Raw genomic sequence first — 21,171 nt, 5'->3', positions numbered from 1 at the left:
CGCCCTGGAGATTGCGATGAGCCCGAGCCTCACGCTACGCCACTACCTCGAAGCCCCCATCGCTCACAGCCATGATCATGCGCAGTTGGTGTTCGGCCTGTCCGGGCACCTGGAGCTGGAAGTCGATGGCCGTGGCAGCCAAGTGCGCGAGAGCAGTGTGATGGTGCTGCCCTTCTCCACTCACCATGCCTGTGGCAGCCGCGATGGCAGCCGCTGCCTGGTGCTGGATGTGCCGACCGAGCATTGGGTGGTGCAATCCCTGGGCGAGCATGCCGATGCCAGTCGCCGCTTGCTGGGGCAACCGGCGCGACTGACGCTGGATCCGCGGCAAAGCCAACTGGTGCAGTGGCTGGCGCACAGCCCGGTGGACGATCCGCTGATCGTCCAGCAAGGTGCGGTGCTGTTACTGGCCAGCCTCAATCATCCCCAGGCTAAATCGCAGCCTGGCCGGCGCCTGCCTTATGCAGCGTTCAATGCCCATATCCAGCGCCATGCTGCGCGCCCGTTGCAGGTGGCCGACCTGGCGCGCATCGCCGGGCTTTCCGTGGCGCGCCTGCATGCACGCTTCATGGCCGAATGCGGGCAAACGCCGATGGATTATCTTCGCAGTCGTCGCTTGCACATGGCGCTGGGGCTTTTGCGCGGCACACCGCTTGCCATTGGTGAGGTTGCCGAGCGCGTCGGCTACGCCTCGCAAAGCGCATTCAGTGCCGCCATGTTGCGCGAGTTTGGCGCCACGCCCAGCGCCCTGCGTCGGGCCGACTGACAAGAGCCCCACGCTAAAAATCGCGAGGCCGGCGACAGACGCCCGCAAACCATGCCTCTAGACTGCGAGGCTGTTACCCCCGTTGCTTCAAGGATCGCAATGACTCCCCGCTCAGCCCTTGGCGCCCTGCATATCGGCGCATTGATGTTTGGCCTCACCGGCGTATTCGGCAAGCTGGCGGCGGCCTCCCCTGCCATCATCGTGTTTGGTCGCGCCGCGTTTGCTGTGCTCGCCCTGGCGGTGTTTGCCCGCTTTGCCAGCAACGCGCCCTGGAAGACACTGGAGATGCGCGACTGGCGCCGCCTGCTGGTCAGCGGTGTGTTGCTGGCCGCGCATTGGGTGACGTTCTTTATTGCCGTCAAAGTCGCCGGCGTGGCCGTGGCGACCCTGGGGTTTACCGCCTTTCCGGCCTTTACCGTGATCCTTGAAGGGTTGATCTTCCGCGAGCGCATTCGCGCCAATGAAGTGCTGCTAGTGGCCCTGGTCACCGTTGGCCTGGTGCTGGTGACCCCGGATTTCAACCTCGCCAGCGAGGCCACCAGCGGCCTACTGTGGGGGATCGCCTCGGGGCTGTTGTTCTCGTTGTTATCGCTGAACAATCGCGCCAGCTCCGGGCGCATTCCTGCGGTACAGGCCGCGCTGTGCCAGAACGTGGTGGTCGCGGCCTGCCTGCTGCCGGTGGCCGCACCAGGGCTGGCGGATGTACGTGGGATTGACTGGCTGTGGATCGGGTTGCTGGGAGTGTTTTGTACGGGTCTTGCCCATAGCCTGTTTGTCGCCAGCCTTGCCGTGATCAAGGCGCGCACCGCCTCGGTGGTGTTTGCCATGGAACCTGTCTACGGCATCACCGTGGCCTGGCTGTTGTTTGCCGAAACCCCGACCTTACGCATGTTGCTGGGCGGCGCCTTGATCATCCTCGCCATCGTGCTTTCCGGCCTGATGGGCAGCGCCAGCCAGGCCAAACAACCGGCAACCACAGCCTGATCTATACTTTAAACGTCCGCAACAGTCTGTAGTCGTTCAACGGATAAAGACTCCTCGACGACAGCCATGGTGCTTTCTGAAGTTGCTGCAAGCGAGTGGTCACCCCTCAATGCGATGCAGGAGTTTCATCATGGAAATGCTCATCAGCTTGCTGGTCCAGATCATCAGCGGTGCCGTCGGTGGCAACATCGCCGGCATGACCAAACAGAGCCTGGGGACAGGGCTCAATACCTTTCTCGGCGGAGTCGGCGGCTTGGTGCTGGGCCAGATTGTCGCCGCACTCACGGGCACCACCAGCGGCGAAGCGCTGGATGTTGCCGCGATCGGCAGCAATATTGTCGGCGGTGGCGTCGGTGGGTTGGTATTGACGTGGGCCGTCGGTTTTATCAAACAAAAGCTCGCTGCCAAGTAGCGGTAGGGTCACCGCCCCTCTGTGGCGGTGACTTTCATTGCGTACGATCGTTATGGCCCAGATCGCGCTGCGGGTCGATCTGGTCGCGTACCCGCTGTTTTAGTACCTTGGCCTCGGGAAAGCCGCCGTCGGCTTTGCGTTCCCAGATCTGCACGCCATCACAGGTGATGCGAAAGGCGCCACCGGTGGCCGGCTCCAGCGCCACGCGCCCCAGGTCATCGGCAAATGTACTGAGCAACTCCTGGGCCAGTCACGCGGCGCGCAGCAACCACTGGCACTGGGTGCAATAAGTGATAACGATCTCGGGTTTGCTTGCAGACATAATTTAAGCGGCTCCTGACATGACGGGCCCAGCGAATCGAGTGGCTATAATAGCGGCCTTTATCGCCCAGCCTCGAGATTGATGATGCGCCGCCTGCTGTCTTGCCTGTTCCTGTGCCTAGTCCCCCTGCTTGCCGAAGCCTTGGAAGCACCCCGCCCTAAAATCGGCCTGGTGTTGTCCGGTGGTGCCGCCCGTGGCCTGGCGCATATCGGTGTGCTCAAAGCCCTTGAGGAACAGGGCATCCATATTGATGCGATTGCCGGCACCAGCATGGGTGCGGTAATTGGCGGGCTGTACGCATCGGGCTACAAAATCGACGAACTGGAGAAGCTGGCGCTGGGCATCGACTGGCAACAGGCCCTGTCGGACGCCCCACCACGCGAAGACGTACCGTTTCGGCGCAAACAGGACGACCGGGATTTCCTGGTCAAGCAGAAACTCAGTTTCCGCGACGACGGCAGCCTCGGCCTGCCACTGGGTGTGATCCAGGGCCAGAACCTGGCGCTGCTGCTGGAAAGCATGTTTGCCCACAGCAGCAACACGCGTAACTTCGACAAGCTGCCGATCCCGTTCCGCGCAGTGGCCACCGACATTACCACCGGCGAAAAAGTCGTGTTCAGCAAGGGCCACCTGCCCCAGGTGATACGCGCCAGCATGTCGATCCCCGCCGTGTTCGCCCCGGTGGAACTGGACGGCCGCCTGCTGGTGGACGGCGGTATGACCGACAACATCCCGTTGGATGTGGCGCGGGAGATGGGCGTCGATATTGCCATCGTGGTCGACATCGGCACCCCGCTGCGCTCGCGCAAGCAATTGGCGACCGTGGTGGACGTGCTCAACCAGTCCATCACCCTGATGACCCGGCGCAATTCCGAGGAGCAACTCAAGGCTCTGAACCCCAAGGATGTGCTGATCCAACCGCCTCTGGCCGCCTATGGCGTGACCGACTTCGGCCGCGCCAAAGACATGATCGACGCCGGTTACCGCGCCACCCGCGCTCTCGATGTGCGCCTGGCGAACCTGCGTCCGGTCGAGCCCATCGACGCGCAACTGGTGGCTGCACGCACGCCGGGCGAGCGCACCCCGGTGATCACCGCTATCAAGGTGGAGAACGACTCCAAAGTCAGCGACGACGTGATCCGCTATTACATCCGTCAGGGGCTGGGAGAACCGCTGAACCTGGGGCGCCTGCAATCGGACATGGGCACACTGTACGGCCTGGATTACTTCGAGCAGGTGCAATACCGCGTGGTCAAAAAGGGCCAGGACAACACCCTGGTGATCAGCGCGCGGGGCAAGCGCAGCGGCACCGACTACCTGCGCCTGGGCTTGAACCTGTCGGATGACATGCGTGGCGACAGCGCTTTCAACCTTGGTGCCAGCTATCGAGTGAACGGCATCAACCGCCTCGGCGCGGAGTGGCTGACGCGGGTGCAGATCGGTGATCGACAGGAGCTGTACAGCGAGTTCTACCAACCGATGGACACCGGGTCGCGCTACTTCGTCGCGCCTTACATCAGAGCCGAGGCGCAGAACGTTGAGCTGATCCTGGACAACGACCCCATCTCCGAATATCGCCTGGAACGCTATGGCTTTGGCTTGAACGTAGGACGCCAGATCGGCAACAGCGGCGAGATCCGCTTCGGCGTAGGTGAGGCGTGGGGCAAGGCGGACGTGCGTATCGGCGAGCGCGACCTGCCGAGCGTGAGTTTCAGCGAAGGGTTCTATGAGCTTAAATATTCCTTCGACTCCCTCGACAACGTCTACTTCCCGCACAGCGGCGAAGACATAGGCCTGGCCTTTCGCGAATTCGAACCCGGACTGGGTTCGGACCAGCGCTACCGTCAATGGGAGTTCAAACTGGACAAGGCCATGAGCCATGGCCCGGACACTCTGATACTCGGCGGTCGCTATGGACGCACGCTGGATAATTCCGATGTGGTGATCTCCAGCTTCCTGCTGGGTGGGGCGCGGCAATTGTCGGGCTTTCGCCAGGATGCGATTTCGGGCCAGAACGTCAGCCTGATGCGCGCGGTGTACTTCCGCCGGCTGACCCCACGCTCGTACCTGCCACTGGACTTCCCGTTGTACCTGGGTGCCTCACTGGAACGGGGCCGGGCGTGGAACAACGACAACGAATTCGACAGCGGGTATATCAATGCCGCGAGTATTTTCCTGGGGTTTGATACGCCACTGGGGCCGCTGAATTTCAGCTATGGGTTCAATGATGATAATCAGAAGGCGGTGTACCTGAATCTCGGCCAGACCTTCTGACACAGCACAGAACTAATGTGGGAGGGGGCTTGCTCCCGATGGCGGGGTATCAGTCAACAATTCTGTAGCTGGCCCACCGCAATCGGGAGCAAGCCCCCTCCCACATTTGGTTCTCGGCGAATTGGGAGTCAGGACTTTTCCAGGTTCGCCAGAATGTGCTCGTGCACACGCATGCACACGCGCAGATCCTCTTCATTCACCCCAACGAACAGCTCATGGCGCAAGGCCGTGGCGATGGTCTCGATCTGGTCGATCAGCGGTTGAGCGGTATCACACAACAAAATGCGTTTGGCGCGGCGGTCTTCCACCACGGCCTGGCGTTGCACCAGGCCCTGGCCTTCCAGGCTGTCGAGCAGGCGCGCCAGGGTCGGCCCTTCGACGCCGACACTTTGTGCCAGTTCACGTTGGGTAGGTGCTTCGACAAAACGGGCCAGATGCAGCAGCACCAGCCAGCGCGCCTGGGACAACCCTAGCCCCGCCAAACGACGGTCCAGCTCGGCGCGCCAACCTCGGGACATTTGCGCCAACTGCATGCCAAAACGGTGTTGATCGGTTAACGGCATAAAAAACTCGTGTTTAAGACTGAAAATAAAGTGTGGCTAATTATTAGTCAGCTAAGCATGAGCCATGCCAGTAGGCAAGGCCCGGTATGTACTGATTCGTTACATTGTCGTAATTGCCACACTAAATTTCGAATTCCGACTGCAAAGCGGCACGCACGCAGTACAAAACACCCTCGGGAACACGCCCGGTGAACAACGGAGCGATCTCCACTACAGGTGGCAATTCGCCTTCTCCGTCGAGGAAGGCATCCTGGATTTCGCCGAGTAAATCCTCAGGCAAATCAAGGGCCTGCTCCAGCGACAACTGTTGCTTGCCGATGGCTTCGGCGAGCAGGGTATACACATTTTTTTCCGAGCATTGCAGTTGGCCGGCGATCTGGATCGGGGTCATGCCAGCGCGGGCCAGGCTGATCAGTTCGTGGCGAATATCGGCGATTTCCTTCGGCGCTTCTGCCTGGCCGCCGAGCACTTCGAGGAAGGCCTGGCCGTAACGCTCCAGCTTGCGCGCACCCACGCCACTGACCCGAGCCATCTCGGCCATGGTGGTGGGTTGCTCGCGGAGCATTTCCAGCAACGTGGAGTCGGGGAAGATAACGTAGGGCGGCACGCTGTGTTCCTGCGCCAATTTGCGCCGCAGGGTACGCAACGCCTCCCACTGCTCGCGCTCCTCGCCCCGCACCAACTGGCTGGCCTGGCTGGTACTGCTGCTTTTGGCGCTGGCCTGCGGCTTTAGGTCGCGGCGCAGTTCCAGGCTGACTTCACCCTTGAGCAACGGCCGGCAACTGTCGTTCAGGCGCAGCCCGCCATAGCCTTCGATATCAATGTCGACGAGGCCACGGGCAACCATCTGGCGAAACAGCGAACGCCATTCGCCCTCGGCACGGGCCTTGCCGACGCCATAGACCGACAGTTTTTCGTGGCCGAAGCTACGAACTTTTTCATTGTCCTTGCCGAGCAACACATCCACCAGATGGCCCACGCCATAGCGCTGGCCAGTGCGATAGATCGTCGACAACGCCTGGCGCGCAGGCTCGGTAGCGTCCCAGGTTTGCACGCCGTCGATGCAGTTGTCGCAGTGACCGCAGGGTTGCGGCATGTCTTCGTCGAAATACGCCAGCAGCGTCTGACGGCGGCAGCGGGTTTCTTCGCACAACGAAAGCATGGCGTCGAGCTTGTGCTGCTCCAGACGCTTGTGACGCTCGTCCCCTTCGGAGTTCTGCAGCATCTGCTTGAGCATCACCACGTCCTGCAGGCCGTAGACCATCCAGGCATCCGCCGGCAGGCCATCACGGCCGGCACGTCCGGTTTCCTGGTAATAGGCCTCAAGGGATTTGGGCAGGTCCATGTGCGCCACGAAACGCACGTTGGATTTGTCGATACCCATGCCGAAGGCGATGGTCGCCACCATGATCAGGCCTTCCTCGTTGAGGAAGCGTTTCTGGTGCGCAGAGCGCGTTTCATTGGGCAGGCCGGCGTGGTAAGGCAGCGCCGGGTAGCCTTGCTCGCACAGGAACGCAGCGACTTCATCGACCTTCTTGCGTGACAGGCAGTAGACAATACCCGCATCGCTGCGCCGCTCGGACAGGAACGCGAGCAACTGCTTGCGTGGCTGCTCCTTGGGTACGATGCGATAGAAGATATTCGGCCGGTCAAAGCTGGACAGGAAGCGCTCGGCATTCTGCAAATGCAGGCGCTCGACGATCTCTTCACGGGTACGTTTGTCGGCGGTGGCGGTCAGGGCGATGCGCGGCACGTCGGGGAACAGCTCCGCCAATTGACCAAGCTGCAGGTATTCGCGGCGGAAATCGTGGCCCCACTGCGATACACAGTGGGCTTCGTCGATGGCGAACAGGGCGATTTCAAGGCTCTGCAAAAAGGCCAACATGCGTGGCTGCACCAGACGCTCCGGCGCCAGGTACAACATCTTCACTTCACCGCGCTTGATTCGTGCGGCCAGGTCGCGCTGCTGCTCGGCGCTGAGAGTGGAGTTCAGGGAAGCGGCGGCGACGCCCAGCTCTTCGAGGGTGGCAACCTGATCGTCCATCAACGCGATCAGCGGCGACACCACCACCGCCAGGCCGTTGCGCAACAGCGCAGGTACCTGGAAGCACAGCGACTTGCCGCCACCGGTAGGCATCAGCACCAGGGCATCGCCGCCGCTGGCCACACGCTCAATGATCGCACCCTGGCGGCCACGAAAACTGTCGTAGCCGAAGATGTCCTTGAGGACGCGTTGAGCCTGCTCGAGCATGTAAAACTCCAAAATGGTGCCGAAATCCCTCTGTACAGGCTGGCCGAAAAAACACGCTTTCACGGAAAATAATCCGTAAGCGAAGTTTTCCCGGATTGGCGCTAAGCCTGCAGGGGCATCACAAAACGCGGCAGTATACCCGAGCGTCATCGGCCAAAGGGCGCGACTGACGAATAGACGCCTGCTCTAAAACCGGGCAAATATGCCGTGCGGCTGGCCTGGGCGCTCAAGAAAGCCTAGAATTCAGCATCGTTTATTCCCAAGGTAGCCCTTCAATGTCCTTCGCTGAGCAACTAACCCGCCTGCAAGCCTTCCTCGACGCCGATGAGCTGCATGACGAGGCGCTGGACTACGTGGCCGCCCACGGCTACCTGACCGCCCTGTCGATCTGCTCCGAAACCGTCCCGGACCGTGAATGGATCGACGCGCTGTTCGCTGAAGAGCCTCATTACAGCGACGCCGCCCAGCGCGAAGAAATCGAATCCACCCTGATCGCCCTCAAGGCCCACATTGCGCGCCAACTGGCCTCCGACGAAGAGTTCGAGCTGCCATGCGACCTCGACCTGGGCGACGACCCGGACGACTCCGACCTGCGCGGCTGGTGCATCGGTTTCATGGAAGGCGTGTTCCTGCGTGAAGCCGCCTGGTTCGAAACCGCCGAAGAAGAAGTCAGCGAAATGCTCCTGCCGATCATGGTCGGTTCGGGCCTGTTCGAAGAAGAAGCAGAGTTCTCCGACATCGCCGCCGATGCCAACCTGATGGACGACATGATCGTGCAGATCCCGGAAGCCCTGACCGCGCTGTACCTGCTGTGCAATGCGCCTGACGAAAAACCGGCGATCCTCAAGCCACGTCACCACTGAGTCGCTTGTCCGTGGCACCCATGGGCAACCGCTCACTGCTCCTGCGCTACGTACTACTGGCCATCGGCTGGCTGAGCGTAGCGCTGGGAGTGATTGGCATTTTCCTACCGGTATTGCCGACCACGCCCTTTCTACTACTGGCCGCCGCCTGCTTCGCTCGAAGCTCCCCGCGGTTCTATCACTGGCTGGTGGAACACCCACGACTGGGCCCATGGATTCGTGATTACCTGGATGGCAACGGCATTCCACTCAAGGGTAAGGTCTACGCCATCGGCCTGATGTGGCTGAGCATCGCGCTATCCTGTTACCTGGTGCCGTTGCCGTGGGCTCGCGGCTTCATGCTGACCAGCGCCGTGCTGGTGACGATCTACATCCTGCGCCAGAAAACCCTGCCCCCGCGCTGAACGCACCTGCGACATTAGATCCCACGCGACCTTGGTCGACACTGACTAACAACAGGCATCATGCGAGACTGTCCAACCGGGCCCGGAATGCCCGGGTGTTCTTATGCTCGGAGTTACCATGACGCTGTCCAGCGGGCTGATCGCCGCCGTTGCCCTGGCCTATATGGCCATTATGTTTGCCATCGCTTTTTACGGTGACCGCCGCCATGCGCCGCTGCCACCCCGGGTGCGTGCGTGGGTCTATAGCTTGTCGCTGGCGGTGTACTGCACCAGTTGGACGTTCTTCGGAGCGGTAGGCCAAGCCGCCGAGCAGTTGTGGGCATTTTTACCGATCTACCTGGGGCCGGTGCTGTTACTAGTGTTGGCGCCTTGGGTGCTGCAGAAGATGATCCTGATCAGCAAGCAGGAAAACATCACCTCCATCGCCGACTTTATCGCCGCTCGCTATGGCAAATCCCAATCCCTGGCGGTGGTGGTCGCGCTGATCTGTCTGGTCGGCGTGCTGCCCTATATCGCGCTGCAACTCAAAGGCATCGTGCTGGGCGTAAACCTGTTGATCGGCGCAGGCCCCGACACCACCGGTACCCGGGCTCAGGACACCGCCTTGATCGTGTCGCTGGTGCTGGCGCTGTTCACTATCGTGTTTGGTACGCGAAACCTCGATGCCACCGAACACCACCGGGGCATGGTGCTGGCGATTGCCTTTGAGTCTTTGGTCAAGCTGTTCGCATTTCTCGCGGTCGGCGCGTTTGTGACCTACGGCTTGTACGACGGTTTCGGCGATCTGTTCAGCCAGGCCATGCTCGCGCCGCGCCTGGAGGAATACTGGAAAGAAACGATCAACTGGCCATCAATGGTGGTGCAGACTGGCGTCGCCATGATGGCGATCATCTGCCTGCCCCGGCAATTCCATGTGACTGTCGTTGAGAACATTGACCCGCAGGACCTGCGCCTGGCCAAGTGGGTATTTCCGGCGTACTTGATCCTCGCCGCGTTGTTCGTGGTACCGATCGCCCTGGGCGGAAAAATGCTGTTGCCCGGTTCGGTGCTGCCCGACTCCTACGTGATCAGCCTGCCGATGGCCCAGGCCCACCCGGCCCTCGCCGTACTGGCGTTCATCGGCGGGGCTTCGGCAGCCACCGGCATGGTCATCGTGGCCAGCATCGCGTTGTCGACCATGGTCTCCAACGACATGCTGTTGCCGTGGTTGCTGCGCCGCTCCAGCGCCGAGCGGCCGTTCGAAGTGTTCCGCCACTGGATGCTCTCGGTACGCCGGGTGAGCATTGTGATCATTCTGCTGCTGGCGTATGTGAGCTACCGTCTGCTGGGCTCGACTGCCAGCCTGGCCACCATCGGCCAGATCGCTTTTGCCGCCGTGACCCAACTGGCCCCGGCGATGCTCGGTGCGCTCTACTGGAAGCAGGCCAACCGGCGCGGTGTATTTGCCGGCCTGGCCGCCGGTACATTCCTGTGGTTCTACACCTTGGTCCTACCGGTGACGGCGAAAAGCCTTGGCTGGTCGCTCAGCCTTTTCCCCGGCCTGACCTGGATGCACTCCCACCCATTCGGGCTGTCGGTGACGTCGCTGACCTTGGGTACAGTGTTCTCCCTGGCGGGTAACTTCACCCTCTTCGTCTGGGTATCGATGCTGTCGCGCACGCGAGTTTCCGAGCACTGGCAGGCCGGCCGGTTTATCGGCCAGGAAATCAACCAGCGCGCCAATGCTCGTTCCATGTTGTCGGTGCAGATCAGCGACCTGCTCAGCCTGGCTGCACGTTTCGTCGGCGAAGAACGTGCCCAGCAGAGCTTCATTCGCTTTGCCTATCGCCAGGGTAAAGGCTTCAACCCCAACCAGAATGCCGACAACGATTGGATCGCCCATACCGAGCGTTTGTTGGCCGGCGTACTCGGCGCCTCCTCGACGCGGGCAGTGGTGAAAGCCGCGATCGAAGGCCGGGAAATGCAGCTGGAGGACGTAGTACGCATCGCCGACGAAGCCTCCGAGGTGCTGCAATTCAACCGCGCCCTGCTGCAAGGCGCTATCGAGAACATTACCCAGGGCATCAGCGTGGTGGACCAGTCGCTCAAGCTGGTGGCCTGGAACCGGCGCTACCTGGAGCTGTTCAACTACCCGGACGGTTTGATCAGCGTCGGCCGGCCGATTGCCGACATTATTCGCTACAACGCCGAGCGCGGCCTGTGCGGGCCGGGTGAAGCCGAAGTGCACGTGGCGCGACGCCTGCACTGGATGCGCCAGGGCCGCGCGCACACCTCCGAGCGCCTGTTTCCCAATGGCCGGGTGATCGAGTTGATCGGCAACCCGATGCCCGGTGGCGGTTTTGTCATGAGTTTCACCGACATCACCGCGTTCCGCGAAGCCGAACAGGCACTGACCGAGGCAAACGAGGGCCTGGAACAGCGAGTGACCGAGCGCACCCATGAGTTGTCGCAGCTCAACGTGGCGCTGACCGACGCCAAAGGCGTGGCCGAATCTGCCAGCCAATCGAAGACGCGATTCCTGGCGGCGGTGAGCCACGATCTGATGCAACCGCTGAACGCCGCACGTCTGTTCTCCGCCGCCCTCTCCCACCAGCACGACGGCCTGTCCGACGAGGCGCGGCAACTGGTGCAGCATCTGGACAGCTCGTTGCGCTCAGCCGAAGACCTGATCAGCGACTTGCTGGACATATCGCGCCTGGAAAACGGCAAGATCAATCCACAACGCCAGCCCTTTGTACTCAATGAGCTATTTGACACCCTGGGCGCAGAATTCAAGGCGCTGGCCCATGAGCAAGGCTTGCGCTTCCGTTGGCGCGGCAGCCGCCTGCGAGTGGACAGCGACATCAAGTTGCTGAGGCGGGTGTTGCAGAACTTTCTGACCAATGCCTTCCGTTATGCCGACGGGCCCGTACTGCTGGGCGTACGTCGACGTCAGGGCGAACTGTGCCTGGAAGTATGGGACCGAGGCCCGGGCATTCCGCCGGACAAGCAAAAAGTGATCTTCGAAGAATTCAAGCGCCTGGACAGCCACCAGACCCGCGCCGAGAAGGGCCTGGGCCTGGGCTTGGCGATTGCCGACGGCCTGTGCCGCGTGTTGGGCCATCGCCTGAGCGTGCGCTCGTGGCCGGGCAAGGGCAGCGTGTTTAGCGTGTGCGTGCCGCTGGCGCGCAACCAGGCCAGCCCGCAGCCAAAAGCCGCCGTGGAGAACGGCCTGCCCCTGAGCGGTGCGCGGGTGCTGTGCGTGGATAACGAGGAAAGCATCCTGATCGGTATGCGCAGCCTGCTGACACGCTGGGGCTGCGAAGTCTGGACCGCCACCGACCAGGCCCAGTGCGCAGCGCTGCTGGCCGACGGTATGCGACCGCAACTGGCGCTGGTGGATTATCACCTGGACCACGGCGAAACCGGCACCGAACTGATGGGCTGGCTGCGAGCGCAATTGGCCGAGCCTATTCCCGGCGTTGTGATCAGTGCCGACGGGCGCCCGGAGATGGTGGCTCAGGTGCATGGGGCGGGGCTGGACTACCTGGCCAAGCCGGTGAAGCCGGCGGCGTTGAGGGCACTGTTGAGCAGGCACCTGCCCTTGTAAAAGGGTCGTGCGTGGTCAAAATGTGGGAGGGGCTTGCCCACTCCCACATTTGGCCCCAAGTCTATTCGGGGAGATGCGCCACGCCATCCGAATCTGTCATCGCTCGCTCCAGCAAATCCGCCGGAAGGCTCTTGCTGGCTCGGGCGCCGAGCAACCTTAACTGCTCGGTACGGCTGACCAGATTCCCACGCCCGTCCGTCAATTTGTTGCGCGCCGCACTGTAAGCCTTGTCCAACTGCTGCAGCCGGTTGCCCACTTCGTCCAGGTCCTGGATAAACAACACGAACTTGTCGTACAGCCAACCGGCACGCTCGGCGATTTCCCGGGCGTTCTGGCTCTGACGCTCCTGCTTCCACAGGCTATCGATCACCCGCAGGGTGGCGAGCAAGGTGGTGGGGCTGACAATCACGATATGGCGATCGAAGGCTTCCTGGAACAAATTCGGTTCAGCCTGCAAGGCCGCGGAAAAAGCCGCCTCGATCGGTACGAACAGCAGAACGAAATCCAGGCTGTGCAAACCTTCCAGGCGCTTGTAGTCCTTGCCGGCCAAGCCCTTGACGTGATTGCGCAAAGACAGCACATGCTGCTTCAACGCCGCCTGGCCAATCACTTCGTCATCCGCCGCGACGTACTGTTGATAGGCGGTCAAGCTGACCTTGGAGTCGACCACCACCTGCTTGTCACCCGGCAACATGATCAGCACGTCCGGCTGGAAGCGCTCGCCATCCGGGCCCTTGAGGCTGACCTGGGTCTGGTATTCGCGGCCTTTTTCCAGGCCTGCGTGTTCAAGCACCCGCTCAAGAATCAGTTCCCCCCAGTTGCCCTGGGTTTTCTGCCCCTTGAGGGCGCGGGTCAGGTTGGTGGCTTCGTCCGACAGGCGCAGGTTCAGTTGCTGCAGGCGCTCAAGCTCCTTGGCCAGGGAGAACCGCTCACGGGCTTCGTTTTGATAGCTTTCTTCAACGCGTTTCTCGAAGGACTGGATGCGCTCCTTGAGCGGGTCGAGCAACTGGCCCAGGCGTTCCTGGCTGGTTTCGGCGAAGCGCTGTTCACGCTCGTCGAAGATTTTACCGGCAAGCTCGGCGAACTGCGCACGCAGCTCGTCCCGTGAGCCTTGCAGGTCAGTGAGGCGCTGCTGATGGCTCTCCTGTTGCTCGCGCAATTCCGCGCTCAGGGATGCGGCCAAGGCGTCGAGACGGCGCAGTTCGGTTTCCTTGGCGCTGCGATCGAGGTTCCAGGCATGGGCGGCATCGCGGGCGTTATCGCGGTCGATCTGCAACAGTTCGACTTCGCGACCCAGTGCCGCCAGGTCGGCTTGTTTGGCGGCGTTGGCCTGGCTCAGGTCGCTGATTTCATCGCGACTGGCATCCAGCTGGGCGGCGAGCCCCTCTTGGGCCAGTTGCGCGTTTGCCAGGCGTTCTTCCAGCAGTTCCCACCCGGTGTTGCGCGCGTTCAAGCGCCGCTGAATCTGCCAGCACAGCGCCAGTAACGGTACGGCTGCGCCAACGAGCCCCAAGGCAATACTGGTCCAGTCAAAAACCATAGCCATTTCTGCCATCACCAAAAAAGATCAAGGGTAACCAAGCACAGGGCCCGAAGACAGCTCAGTCTTCGACCTGGCGCAGTTCACTCTGGGCGCGACGATCGCCGGCGCGAGCGGCCGAGCGTAATAGATCATGACCAATGCGCCGGTCACGTGCGTTTCCGCACTCGCGGCACATCAGCTGGCCGAGACGACTCTGTGCGGCCACCACGCCTTCCCGGGCAGGCTGCTTGAGCAAACGCCCAGCGAAGTGCTTGACGTTGCGACTCTGGCCCAGACGCGGGCTGTCGAGCAGCCACAGAGCGACCTTCAAGGAAAAACGCTTGGGTGCGGTAACAGTTTGAGTAGTGTCGGTAACAGAAGGTGATACTGAGCGAAACTTCATAAAGCACTGTGGGACAGAACGGAAGGCGCGCCACTCTACTCTTTTTTTCGTACAGGTAAAGCTGAAAAAAACCTGCACGCCCGTCCTAGAGCAAGCGCTTGGGACAATCCACAGAAGCTGTGGATAACTCAGTGGACAACCCTCCTTGAACTCGCGCAAAGGCCCATGGAACGGGGCCCCCGGTCAAACTGACGATTTTTTCACCAATAAAAAAAGCCAGATTTTTCATTGACTTAAATTTTGATTACAGGCAAATGGGCGCCCTTCGCGGTGAGTGGCAGGAGGGTTACACATGCCGCAACCAATGTGCACAAGTAACTATTCAAGGGTTATATCGCCGGCGTTTTTTGATTCAACACGCGTTAAACATGTTACTGCCAGGACAAACCCGGGGGCTTTTCAAATCTGTCCCGGCTCGCCACACTGCGCCACCGTCAACGCAACTCTGTAGGGCCGATGAAAGGAATTCTGCTTTTCGCCATGCTGCTGTTGGCCATCTGCGCGACATCGTTGGGAATCAATGCAGCGCTACCCTCTCCGGACGGCGCGTTGTTCGCTATCGCGATTTTGCTCTCGGCCGCCTTTACCGCCGCGAGCCTGTGCATCGAACTGAGTGACGGCCGGATCAATGATCTTCACGAGGTCATGAAACTGATCGAGACCGGCCAGTCCTTGCGCCTGACGCTCGCCGCTTACGCACTGGGCTGCGCCCTGGCTGCGTCTGTGACCGTATTGGTCTATCGTGGACTGCTCGGCGGCTGATTAAAGTTTTTTGCCAACCCCCTTCCCTTCCCTGCTTCATTCCGTTACTATCCGCGGCGTTAGTACCAAGCTGAAAGTCAATTCTGGTCGAACAAGTCCCCTGAACCACACGGGATCGACCACCTCGATGGTTTCCAGGTATCGCTTGCGACGACACTGCCTTTGAACAAGCAAAGGGTGTCGCGAAGTTTACATACTCTGACCGAACCAACCTGCAAATTGATCAGGATCTTCACCCCGGGCCCAGAACCTTTGCCCCTGTTGTGTTGCCTGCCCTCCTAAGTACCTACCTGCCAGCCCAAGCGCGCCTAAATTATCAGCGCTTCAAACTGGCTGCTTTGTTCCAGTCAGGTTCTTCGTTTGATCAATGGTGATCAGCGTTACTGGAACGTTTTAACGTTGCACGGTTCTTATCCGTGTCATTTGTAGGAACACCAATAATATGAACGCTCAAATCCACACTCAGGATGCCATTCGCACCCTCACTAACGCTTTTGCCCCAATGAACTGCCTGATCATGGCCGCTCGCAAAGGCTGCTTCAGCTTCACCCTGGTCAATGAACACGGTATCGCTCGTCACAGCGAACGCCTGTACCCCGATCAATACTCCAGCGCAGAACCGCTGCAGGCCGTGATCGAGCGTACCCGTCAGGCACTGACTGCCTGATCGACCGAGTCGCTGAAAACAAAAACCCTGTCTGAAAAACAGGGTTTTTTATTGCCTGAAATTTGGCACGGGCCTGTATTTACTAAGCACCGATAGATATAAACGTTATAACTGAATAGATAAGATGTTTTAAAAACAGTCCTTTACATCATGAATATGACACTACACTTCAACTCAAGCGGCATCGTCCGCTTGCGACGGGCCTGAGATCCGATTCACCGCTGCCAAGCCCTCCTTCTCAGGCTCGTCAACCCCATTTATGGACTGAGGCTTGTATGGGTATTGCCGCCAGCGAATTGTGTCGTTATGTGATCAGGCCGACCTTGACCTACCTCGGCTGCCATAACCCAACAGCAGAGTCCTTGTTACTGGGGATCGCCGCCAGCCAGTCGGAACTGGGGTCGGCCCTGCATGATCGGCGCGGCCATGGCCTCTATAGCATCACTGAACCCCGCCACCGTGCCCTCTGGGACGAATACCTGGCGCTGGACCCGGAACGCGCAAGCCTGGTGCGCGGGCTTGCCAGTCAACACGCATTCCTGAGTGCGCCCCAGCTGGAGCTGACGGTAAACCTGCGTTACGCCACGGCAATCGCCTGGCTGCTGGTAGAACAACATCGCCCGGCACTCCCCGCCCCAGGCGACGTACTGGCCATGGCACGCATCTGGAAAGAAATATTTCACCCTCAAGGGCGGCTGCGGGATTTTACCCAAGCCTGGCAAAGCTGCGTCCCAACCATAAAACAGGTGATCTGCTGACCGGGCAAATTGCAAGATTCGGCAAAAAACAGCGAATCTGGTCGGATTGTCCTACAAAACCGCTCTATCTCCTGCATTACACCCTATAGCGCGATCGCAAATTTATTGTTACTTTCCGCTGCGGTGATCACCTCGGAGTTCTAATAATGAAAAAAGTAATGCTCAAGACCACACTTAGCCTCGCCGTTGCCATGGCATCCTCCCAACTATTCGCCAGCGGCTTTGCCCTGAACGAACAGAGCGTCAGCGGGATGGGTACTGGTTTTGCAGGTCGATCTTCTTCTGCCGATGATGCAAGCACTGTGTTCGGTAACCCTGCCGGTATGGCACGCCTGGAAGGTCAACAGATCACCGGCGGCGTTGCAGCCATTGATGCTTCTACTGATATCAGCGACGTCAGCGGCCGCTCCCGCGGCAGCAACAAAGGCGACATGGTGCCATTCACCGCCGTCCCTTTCGGTTTCTACACCAATAAACTCAACGATCAGTGGGCTGTCGGCTTCGGTGTCTATGCACCGTTCGGCCTGGTAACCGACTACGAAAGCGGCTTCCAGGGCCGTGGCTTTGGCAGCAAGAGTGAAGTGAAAGTCATCACCTTCCAGCCAACGGTCAGCTACGCCTTCAACGACCGTGTTTCCGTTGGTTTTGGCCCGACCATCAACCGCATCGCCGGCACCCTGGAATCAGACCTGACGCTGAACGCTCGCGCGCCAGACACCAACATCAAGATCAAGGGTGACGACACCGCGCTGGGCTTCAACATCGGCGTGCTGGTACAAGCCACCGATACCACCCGCGTCGGCCTGACCTATCACTCCAAGGTCAGCTACAAGCTGGACGGCCACACCGAAGTCACCGCACCAGCCGCGACCGCTGCCGCCCTGCGCAGCAATCGCTACGATGCGTCGCTGAAGATCGATACGCCTGAGTCCTACGACCTGTCGGTGACCCAAGACCTGACCGACGCCTGGAAACTCTATGCAGGTGCAACCTGGACACGCTGGAGCCGCTTGAAAGACATCACCGTCAAGAACGACGGCGTGTCCGGCGCAACAGGCGGCGCGCTCGCCCCTGCCTTGGTAGGCACTATCAAGGAAGACCAGAACTGGCACGATACCTGGGCCTATGCCGTGGGTACTTCGTATCAGCTCACCAAGCAAGTGGTGTTGCGTACCGGCCTGACTTTCGACCAGTCGCCTACCAACAACACGGATCGTTCGCCACGCATCCCGACCGGCGACCGCACGATCTTCAGCCTGGGCCTGGGCTACGAGGTCATGCCGAACATGACCATCGACCTGGCCTACTCCTACCTGAAGGAAGAAGACGTCAAGGTTTCGCGCTCCAACCAATTGGCCAGCTACAACGCCAAGTATGAAAACAGTGCCAACGGTTTCGGCCTGGGCATGACCTACAAGTTCTAAACCGCGACCGTATAAAAAAGCCCCGCTCTCCTGTGAAGGAGGCGGGGCTTTTCAGTGACTGGTTATCAAGGTTTGGATGCTATCGCCTGCTCGACCGCCTTGATCAACTCCGGGCTGTCCGGCTTGGTCAGGCTGGAAAAGCTGGCGACAACATTGCCCTGGCGGTCAACCACGTACTTGTAGAAGTTCCACTTCGGCGCCGCGTCGGCCTGCTCGGCAAGGACCTTGAACAGATGCACCGCATCCGGCCCCTTGACCTTCTGCGGCTCGGTCATGGTGAAGGTCACGCCATAATTCACGTAGCAGACCTTGGCGGTCTCCTCCCCGGTCTTGGCTTCCTGCTTGAAGTCATCGGACGGCACGCCAATTACTTCCAGGCCTTCGCCCTTATAGCGTTGATATAAGCCTTCCAGGCCCTTGAACTGCGGGGCAAAGCCGCAGAAGCTCGCCGTATTGACGATCACCAAGGGTTTGCCAGCGAATTGCTGGCACAGGTCAATGGATTCCTTGGCCCGCAGTTTGGGCAATTGGCCCGTAAGCAGCGACGGGCAGCTGGCGGCCATGGCCACGCTGCCAACAGCCATGAGGACGGGTACAGCGAGCCAGCGCATCAACATGATCAAAGTCCTTGAGTCAGTTCAGGCATTGAACTTAACAGATCGCCATGCCCAGTTGCATCAACGCCAGGCCACCTTGCTGCCAACCCCACCAGGCCAGTAGCAACAGAAGCAACCCTGCCGCCATCACCATCAAGCGCACCGCTACCCTCATGCCGCCTCCATCTGCGCCTGTACACGCGCCACTGGCCGCTCACGCACCGGCCAGTTCAAGGCCGCGGCGAGCAGGCTGAGCAGAATCGCCACCTGCCAGATCAAATCGTAGTTGCCGGTTCGATCATAGACTACCCCGCCCAGCCAACCGCCGAGGAACGAACCGAGTTGATGGAACAGGAACACAATCCCGCCGAGCATCGAAAGGTTGCGTACGCCAAACAACGTCGCGACGGTGCCGTTGGTCAGCGGCACGGTGGACAACCACAGAAACCCCATCGCCATGCCAAACAGATAGGCCGTCACTTCAGTGACTGGCGCCCACAGGAACAACACAATCACCACCGCCCGCAGCAGGTACAGGCCAGTCAGCAAGCGCGGCTTGGACATGCGCCCGCCCAGCCAGCCAGCGGTATAGGTGCCGAACACATTGAACAGACCGATCAGGGCCAGCACCGTGGTGCCCACCGTGGCCGGCAGATGTTGGTCGACCAGGTACGCCGGCAAGTGCACACCGATAAACACAACCTGGAACCCGCACACAAAAAAACCGAAAGACAGCAGCCAGAACCCGGAGTGAGAGCAGGCTTCCTTCAACGCTTCGCGCAGGGTTTGCTGACCGACCGTGACCGGCAACGGCCGGTCCTTGAGCATGGCAACCAGCGGCAGGATCAACGCCACCATCAAGCCCAACGCCAGCAACGCTGCGGACCAGCCCAGCCAACCGATCAAGCCGAGGGTGCCGGGCACCATGGCGAACTGGCCGAAGGACCCGGCGGCGCTGGCAATGCCCATGGCCATGCTGCGTTTTTCCGGCGGTACGGCGCGACCGACCACACCGAGAATCACTGAAAACGAGGTACCGGACAGGCCGATGCCAATCAGCAAGCCTGCACTCAGGGACAATGACCACGCGGAGTCGGACATCCCCATCAGCACCAGGCCCACGGCGTACAACACGCCGCCGACAAACACCGCTCTGGTTGCGCCGAAACGGTCGGCCAAGGCGCCGGTAAACGGCTGCGCCAGGCCCCAGATCAAGTTCTGCAAGGCAATGGCGAAGGCGAAGGTCTCACGCCCCCAGCCGAATTCGCTGCTCATCGGCGCCAGAAACAGGCCGAAGCCATGCCGTACGCCCAAGGACAACGCCAGGATCAGCGCACTCCCCACAAGGATCCAACCGCTGGTGCGCCACATCGAGGTCATTTTTTATTCTCCGCTCGCGGGTATATACCCGCTTGTAGTCGAGCAAACCGCCGTTCAGGCGAGTTCATCCAGCAAGGCCAACAAGGTTTCGCGCTTTTCAGCGCCGAGCTTATCAATCAGTTTCTGTTGCGCCGCTTCCCATGCCGGCAACGCGGCGGCCAATCGCTGCTGGCCACTTTCAGTCAACAGCACAAGGCGGTTTCGCAGGTCATCGCCCTCGACCAATTGCACCAACCCCTCGCCCTCCAGAACACGCAGGTTGCGCCCCAGGGTGCTGCGATCCAGGCCCATGGCTTCGGCCAGGCTGGAAATGCTCGGCTGGTCAAGGCGCTGCAGGTTACACAGCAAAGAATACTGGGCGACATTGATCCCGAAGCCGTCGAGAGCGCCGTCGTAATGCCTGCTGACGCCACGAGCGGCGCGTCGCAGGTTGGTGCATAAACATTGGGAAGCAAGCATAGAGCGTGTATATACCCGGAGTTAAGGAATTGCAAGAAAGCGTTACAGCGCCAACCCGACCAGGACAGCGGCTTCCAGTAGTTCCAATAGCGCGCCTGCCGTGTCGCCCGTGGTACCGCCAAGGCGCCTGATCATCAAGTGACGCAGCCCCATAAAGCACAGCGCCGCCAGCAACACCGCAATACCGCCGTTGAAACCACCGATCAGGATGCAGGTCAATCCGCTGAGGATCAGCACCTGCTGGCCGACAATCCGCGGTAAGTAGTCCGACAAGGCCTGGCCCAACCCTCCTGCCCGCACATAGCGCGTGGTAAGAAACAGCGCCAGCATCGAAGCCCGTCCGATCAACGGTGCCAGGATCAGGGCGGCGCCATTATGCTGCTCGATCAAGGCCACCAACGCGCTGAACTTGAGCAATAGCACCAAGCCCAGGGTAACCACCGCAATCGGCCCGCTGCGCGGATCTTTCATGATGCTGAGGGTGCGTTCGCGATCACCAAAGCCACCCAACCAGGCATCGGCGCTGTCCGCCAGGCCATCCAGGTGCAGGCCACCGCTGAGCAGCACCCAGGCCGTCAGCAACAGCGCGGCGTGCAGCAGCAAGGGCGCGCCCATCAATACCAGGTTCAACCCCCACAGCAATAGACCGAACAGCAGTCCCACCAGCGGATAAAACAGTAACGAACGGCCTAGCTCCTGAGGCTGCGGCATACCCGGCAAGCGGATCGGCAGGCAGCTGAGAAATTGCAGGGCGATCCAGAACGGCAACATC

The 21,171-nt window shown here is 60.4% G+C and carries 19 protein-coding genes and 1 pseudogene; 11 read left to right on the top strand and 9 right to left on the bottom strand.

Annotation, left to right across the window (positions count from 1 at the left end; translation table 11 throughout):
- The first annotated feature begins 16 nt into the window (after nucleotides 1–16).
- The 3 genes from JH25_RS04800 to JH25_RS04810 all read left to right on the top strand — a co-directional run bounded on the left by JH25_RS04800 (nucleotide 17) and on the right by JH25_RS04810 (nucleotide 2,162).
- Nucleotides 17–766, top strand: a complete 750-nt coding sequence (locus JH25_RS04800; protein WP_032880047.1) for an AraC family transcriptional regulator — start codon at nucleotides 17–19, stop codon at nucleotides 764–766.
- Nucleotides 767–865: 99 nt separating this feature from the next.
- On the top strand, nucleotides 866–1,750 hold the full coding sequence (locus tag JH25_RS04805) for a DMT family transporter (protein WP_032880046.1): 885 nt from the start codon (nucleotides 866–868) through the stop codon (nucleotides 1,748–1,750).
- Nucleotides 1,751–1,880: 130 nt separating this feature from the next.
- Nucleotides 1,881–2,162, top strand: coding sequence for a hypothetical protein (locus tag JH25_RS04810; protein WP_003193002.1), 282 nt, complete (start codon nucleotides 1,881–1,883; stop codon nucleotides 2,160–2,162).
- 34 nt (nucleotides 2,163–2,196) lie between these two features.
- On the opposite strand, the pseudogene JH25_RS0127355 reads toward JH25_RS04810, so the two are convergent.
- A pseudogene (locus tag JH25_RS0127355) lies at nucleotides 2,197–2,484 on the bottom strand (SelT/SelW/SelH family protein).
- An 84-nt stretch (nucleotides 2,485–2,568) separates the two neighbouring features.
- Between JH25_RS0127355 and JH25_RS04815 the strand changes: the two are divergent.
- Nucleotides 2,569–4,758: a patatin-like phospholipase family protein gene (locus tag JH25_RS04815; RefSeq protein ID WP_005790125.1), complete on the top strand. Its 2,190-nt coding sequence runs from the start codon at nucleotides 2,569–2,571 to the stop codon at nucleotides 4,756–4,758.
- A 128-nt stretch (nucleotides 4,759–4,886) separates the two neighbouring features.
- On the opposite strand, the gene JH25_RS04820 is transcribed toward JH25_RS04815, so the two are convergent.
- On the bottom strand, nucleotides 4,887–5,321 hold the full coding sequence (locus tag JH25_RS04820; protein WP_003193007.1) for a MarR family transcriptional regulator: 435 nt from the start codon (nucleotides 5,319–5,321) through the stop codon (nucleotides 4,887–4,889).
- A gap of 121 nt (nucleotides 5,322–5,442) precedes the next feature.
- The gene (gene recQ, locus JH25_RS04825; RefSeq protein WP_005790127.1) at nucleotides 5,443–7,572 is read right to left on the bottom strand and encodes a DNA helicase RecQ; all 2,130 of its coding nucleotides are present in this window, start codon (nucleotides 7,570–7,572) and stop codon (nucleotides 5,443–5,445) included.
- 275 nt (nucleotides 7,573–7,847) lie between these two features.
- Here recQ and JH25_RS04830 point away from each other — a divergent pair, with 275 nt between their 5' ends.
- The 3 genes from JH25_RS04830 to JH25_RS04840 all read left to right on the top strand — a co-directional run bounded on the left by JH25_RS04830 (nucleotide 7,848) and on the right by JH25_RS04840 (nucleotide 12,428).
- Nucleotides 7,848–8,435, top strand: a complete 588-nt coding sequence (locus JH25_RS04830; RefSeq protein WP_005790129.1) for a UPF0149 family protein — start codon at nucleotides 7,848–7,850, stop codon at nucleotides 8,433–8,435.
- Nucleotides 8,436–8,455: 20 nt separating this feature from the next.
- Complete coding sequence (locus tag JH25_RS04835) at nucleotides 8,456–8,839, top strand: YbaN family protein (RefSeq protein ID WP_032803663.1); 384 nt, start codon at nucleotides 8,456–8,458, stop codon at nucleotides 8,837–8,839.
- 118 nt (nucleotides 8,840–8,957) lie between these two features.
- Nucleotides 8,958–12,428 carry a hybrid sensor histidine kinase/response regulator gene (locus JH25_RS04840; protein ID WP_032880045.1) on the top strand — a complete coding sequence of 1,157 codons (3,471 nt, stop codon included), beginning with the start codon at nucleotides 8,958–8,960 and terminating at the stop codon, nucleotides 12,426–12,428.
- Nucleotides 12,429–12,489: 61 nt separating this feature from the next.
- Here the strand turns inward: JH25_RS04840 and rmuC are convergent, their stop codons facing one another.
- Entirely contained in the window at nucleotides 12,490–13,854 is a 1,365-nt protein-coding gene (gene rmuC, locus JH25_RS04845; RefSeq protein WP_177327436.1) for a DNA recombination protein RmuC, read from the bottom strand.
- A 175-nt stretch (nucleotides 13,855–14,029) separates the two neighbouring features.
- Nucleotides 14,030–14,353 (bottom strand): hypothetical protein, encoded by a 324-nt coding sequence (locus JH25_RS0127350; protein ID WP_032880044.1) that lies wholly within the window; start codon nucleotides 14,351–14,353, stop codon nucleotides 14,030–14,032.
- A gap of 456 nt (nucleotides 14,354–14,809) precedes the next feature.
- On the opposite strand from JH25_RS0127350, the gene JH25_RS04850 reads away from it, so the two are divergent.
- The 4 genes from JH25_RS04850 to JH25_RS04865 all read left to right on the top strand — a co-directional run bounded on the left by JH25_RS04850 (nucleotide 14,810) and on the right by JH25_RS04865 (nucleotide 17,964).
- Nucleotides 14,810–15,115 (top strand): hypothetical protein, encoded by a 306-nt coding sequence (locus tag JH25_RS04850; RefSeq protein WP_032880043.1) that lies wholly within the window; start codon nucleotides 14,810–14,812, stop codon nucleotides 15,113–15,115.
- A gap of 442 nt (nucleotides 15,116–15,557) precedes the next feature.
- Nucleotides 15,558–15,782 carry a hypothetical protein gene (locus JH25_RS04855; protein WP_005790139.1) on the top strand — a complete coding sequence of 75 codons (225 nt, stop codon included), beginning with the start codon at nucleotides 15,558–15,560 and terminating at the stop codon, nucleotides 15,780–15,782.
- 275 nt (nucleotides 15,783–16,057) lie between these two features.
- Nucleotides 16,058–16,540: a hypothetical protein gene (locus JH25_RS04860; protein WP_032880042.1), complete on the top strand. Its 483-nt coding sequence runs from the start codon at nucleotides 16,058–16,060 to the stop codon at nucleotides 16,538–16,540.
- Nucleotides 16,541–16,686: 146 nt separating this feature from the next.
- Nucleotides 16,687–17,964, top strand: coding sequence for an OmpP1/FadL family transporter (locus JH25_RS04865; RefSeq protein ID WP_032880041.1), 1,278 nt, complete (start codon nucleotides 16,687–16,689; stop codon nucleotides 17,962–17,964).
- A gap of 65 nt (nucleotides 17,965–18,029) precedes the next feature.
- Here JH25_RS04865 and JH25_RS04870 read toward each other — a convergent pair whose 3' ends face one another.
- From JH25_RS04870 to JH25_RS04885, 4 genes are all read right to left on the bottom strand, one after another.
- On the bottom strand, nucleotides 18,030–18,581 hold the full coding sequence (locus JH25_RS04870) for a glutathione peroxidase (protein ID WP_005790144.1): 552 nt from the start codon (nucleotides 18,579–18,581) through the stop codon (nucleotides 18,030–18,032).
- Nucleotides 18,582–18,731: 150 nt separating this feature from the next.
- The gene (locus JH25_RS04875) at nucleotides 18,732–19,931 is read right to left on the bottom strand and encodes an MFS transporter (protein WP_164365808.1); all 1,200 of its coding nucleotides are present in this window, start codon (nucleotides 19,929–19,931) and stop codon (nucleotides 18,732–18,734) included.
- 63 nt (nucleotides 19,932–19,994) lie between these two features.
- Complete coding sequence (locus JH25_RS04880) at nucleotides 19,995–20,399, bottom strand: MarR family winged helix-turn-helix transcriptional regulator (protein WP_005790150.1); 405 nt, start codon at nucleotides 20,397–20,399, stop codon at nucleotides 19,995–19,997.
- 42 nt (nucleotides 20,400–20,441) lie between these two features.
- On the bottom strand, nucleotides 20,442–21,170 hold the full coding sequence (locus tag JH25_RS04885; protein ID WP_032880039.1) for an adenosylcobinamide-GDP ribazoletransferase: 729 nt from the start codon (nucleotides 21,168–21,170) through the stop codon (nucleotides 20,442–20,444).
- Nucleotide 21,171 lies beyond the last annotated feature (1 nt).

Source organism: Pseudomonas sp. BRG-100 (assembly GCF_000737955.1).
Classification (GTDB): domain Bacteria; phylum Pseudomonadota; class Gammaproteobacteria; order Pseudomonadales; family Pseudomonadaceae; genus Aquipseudomonas; species Aquipseudomonas synxantha_A.
Note: the sequence above shows the minus strand (reverse complement) of the source record. Positions and strands in the feature narration are given on the sequence as shown.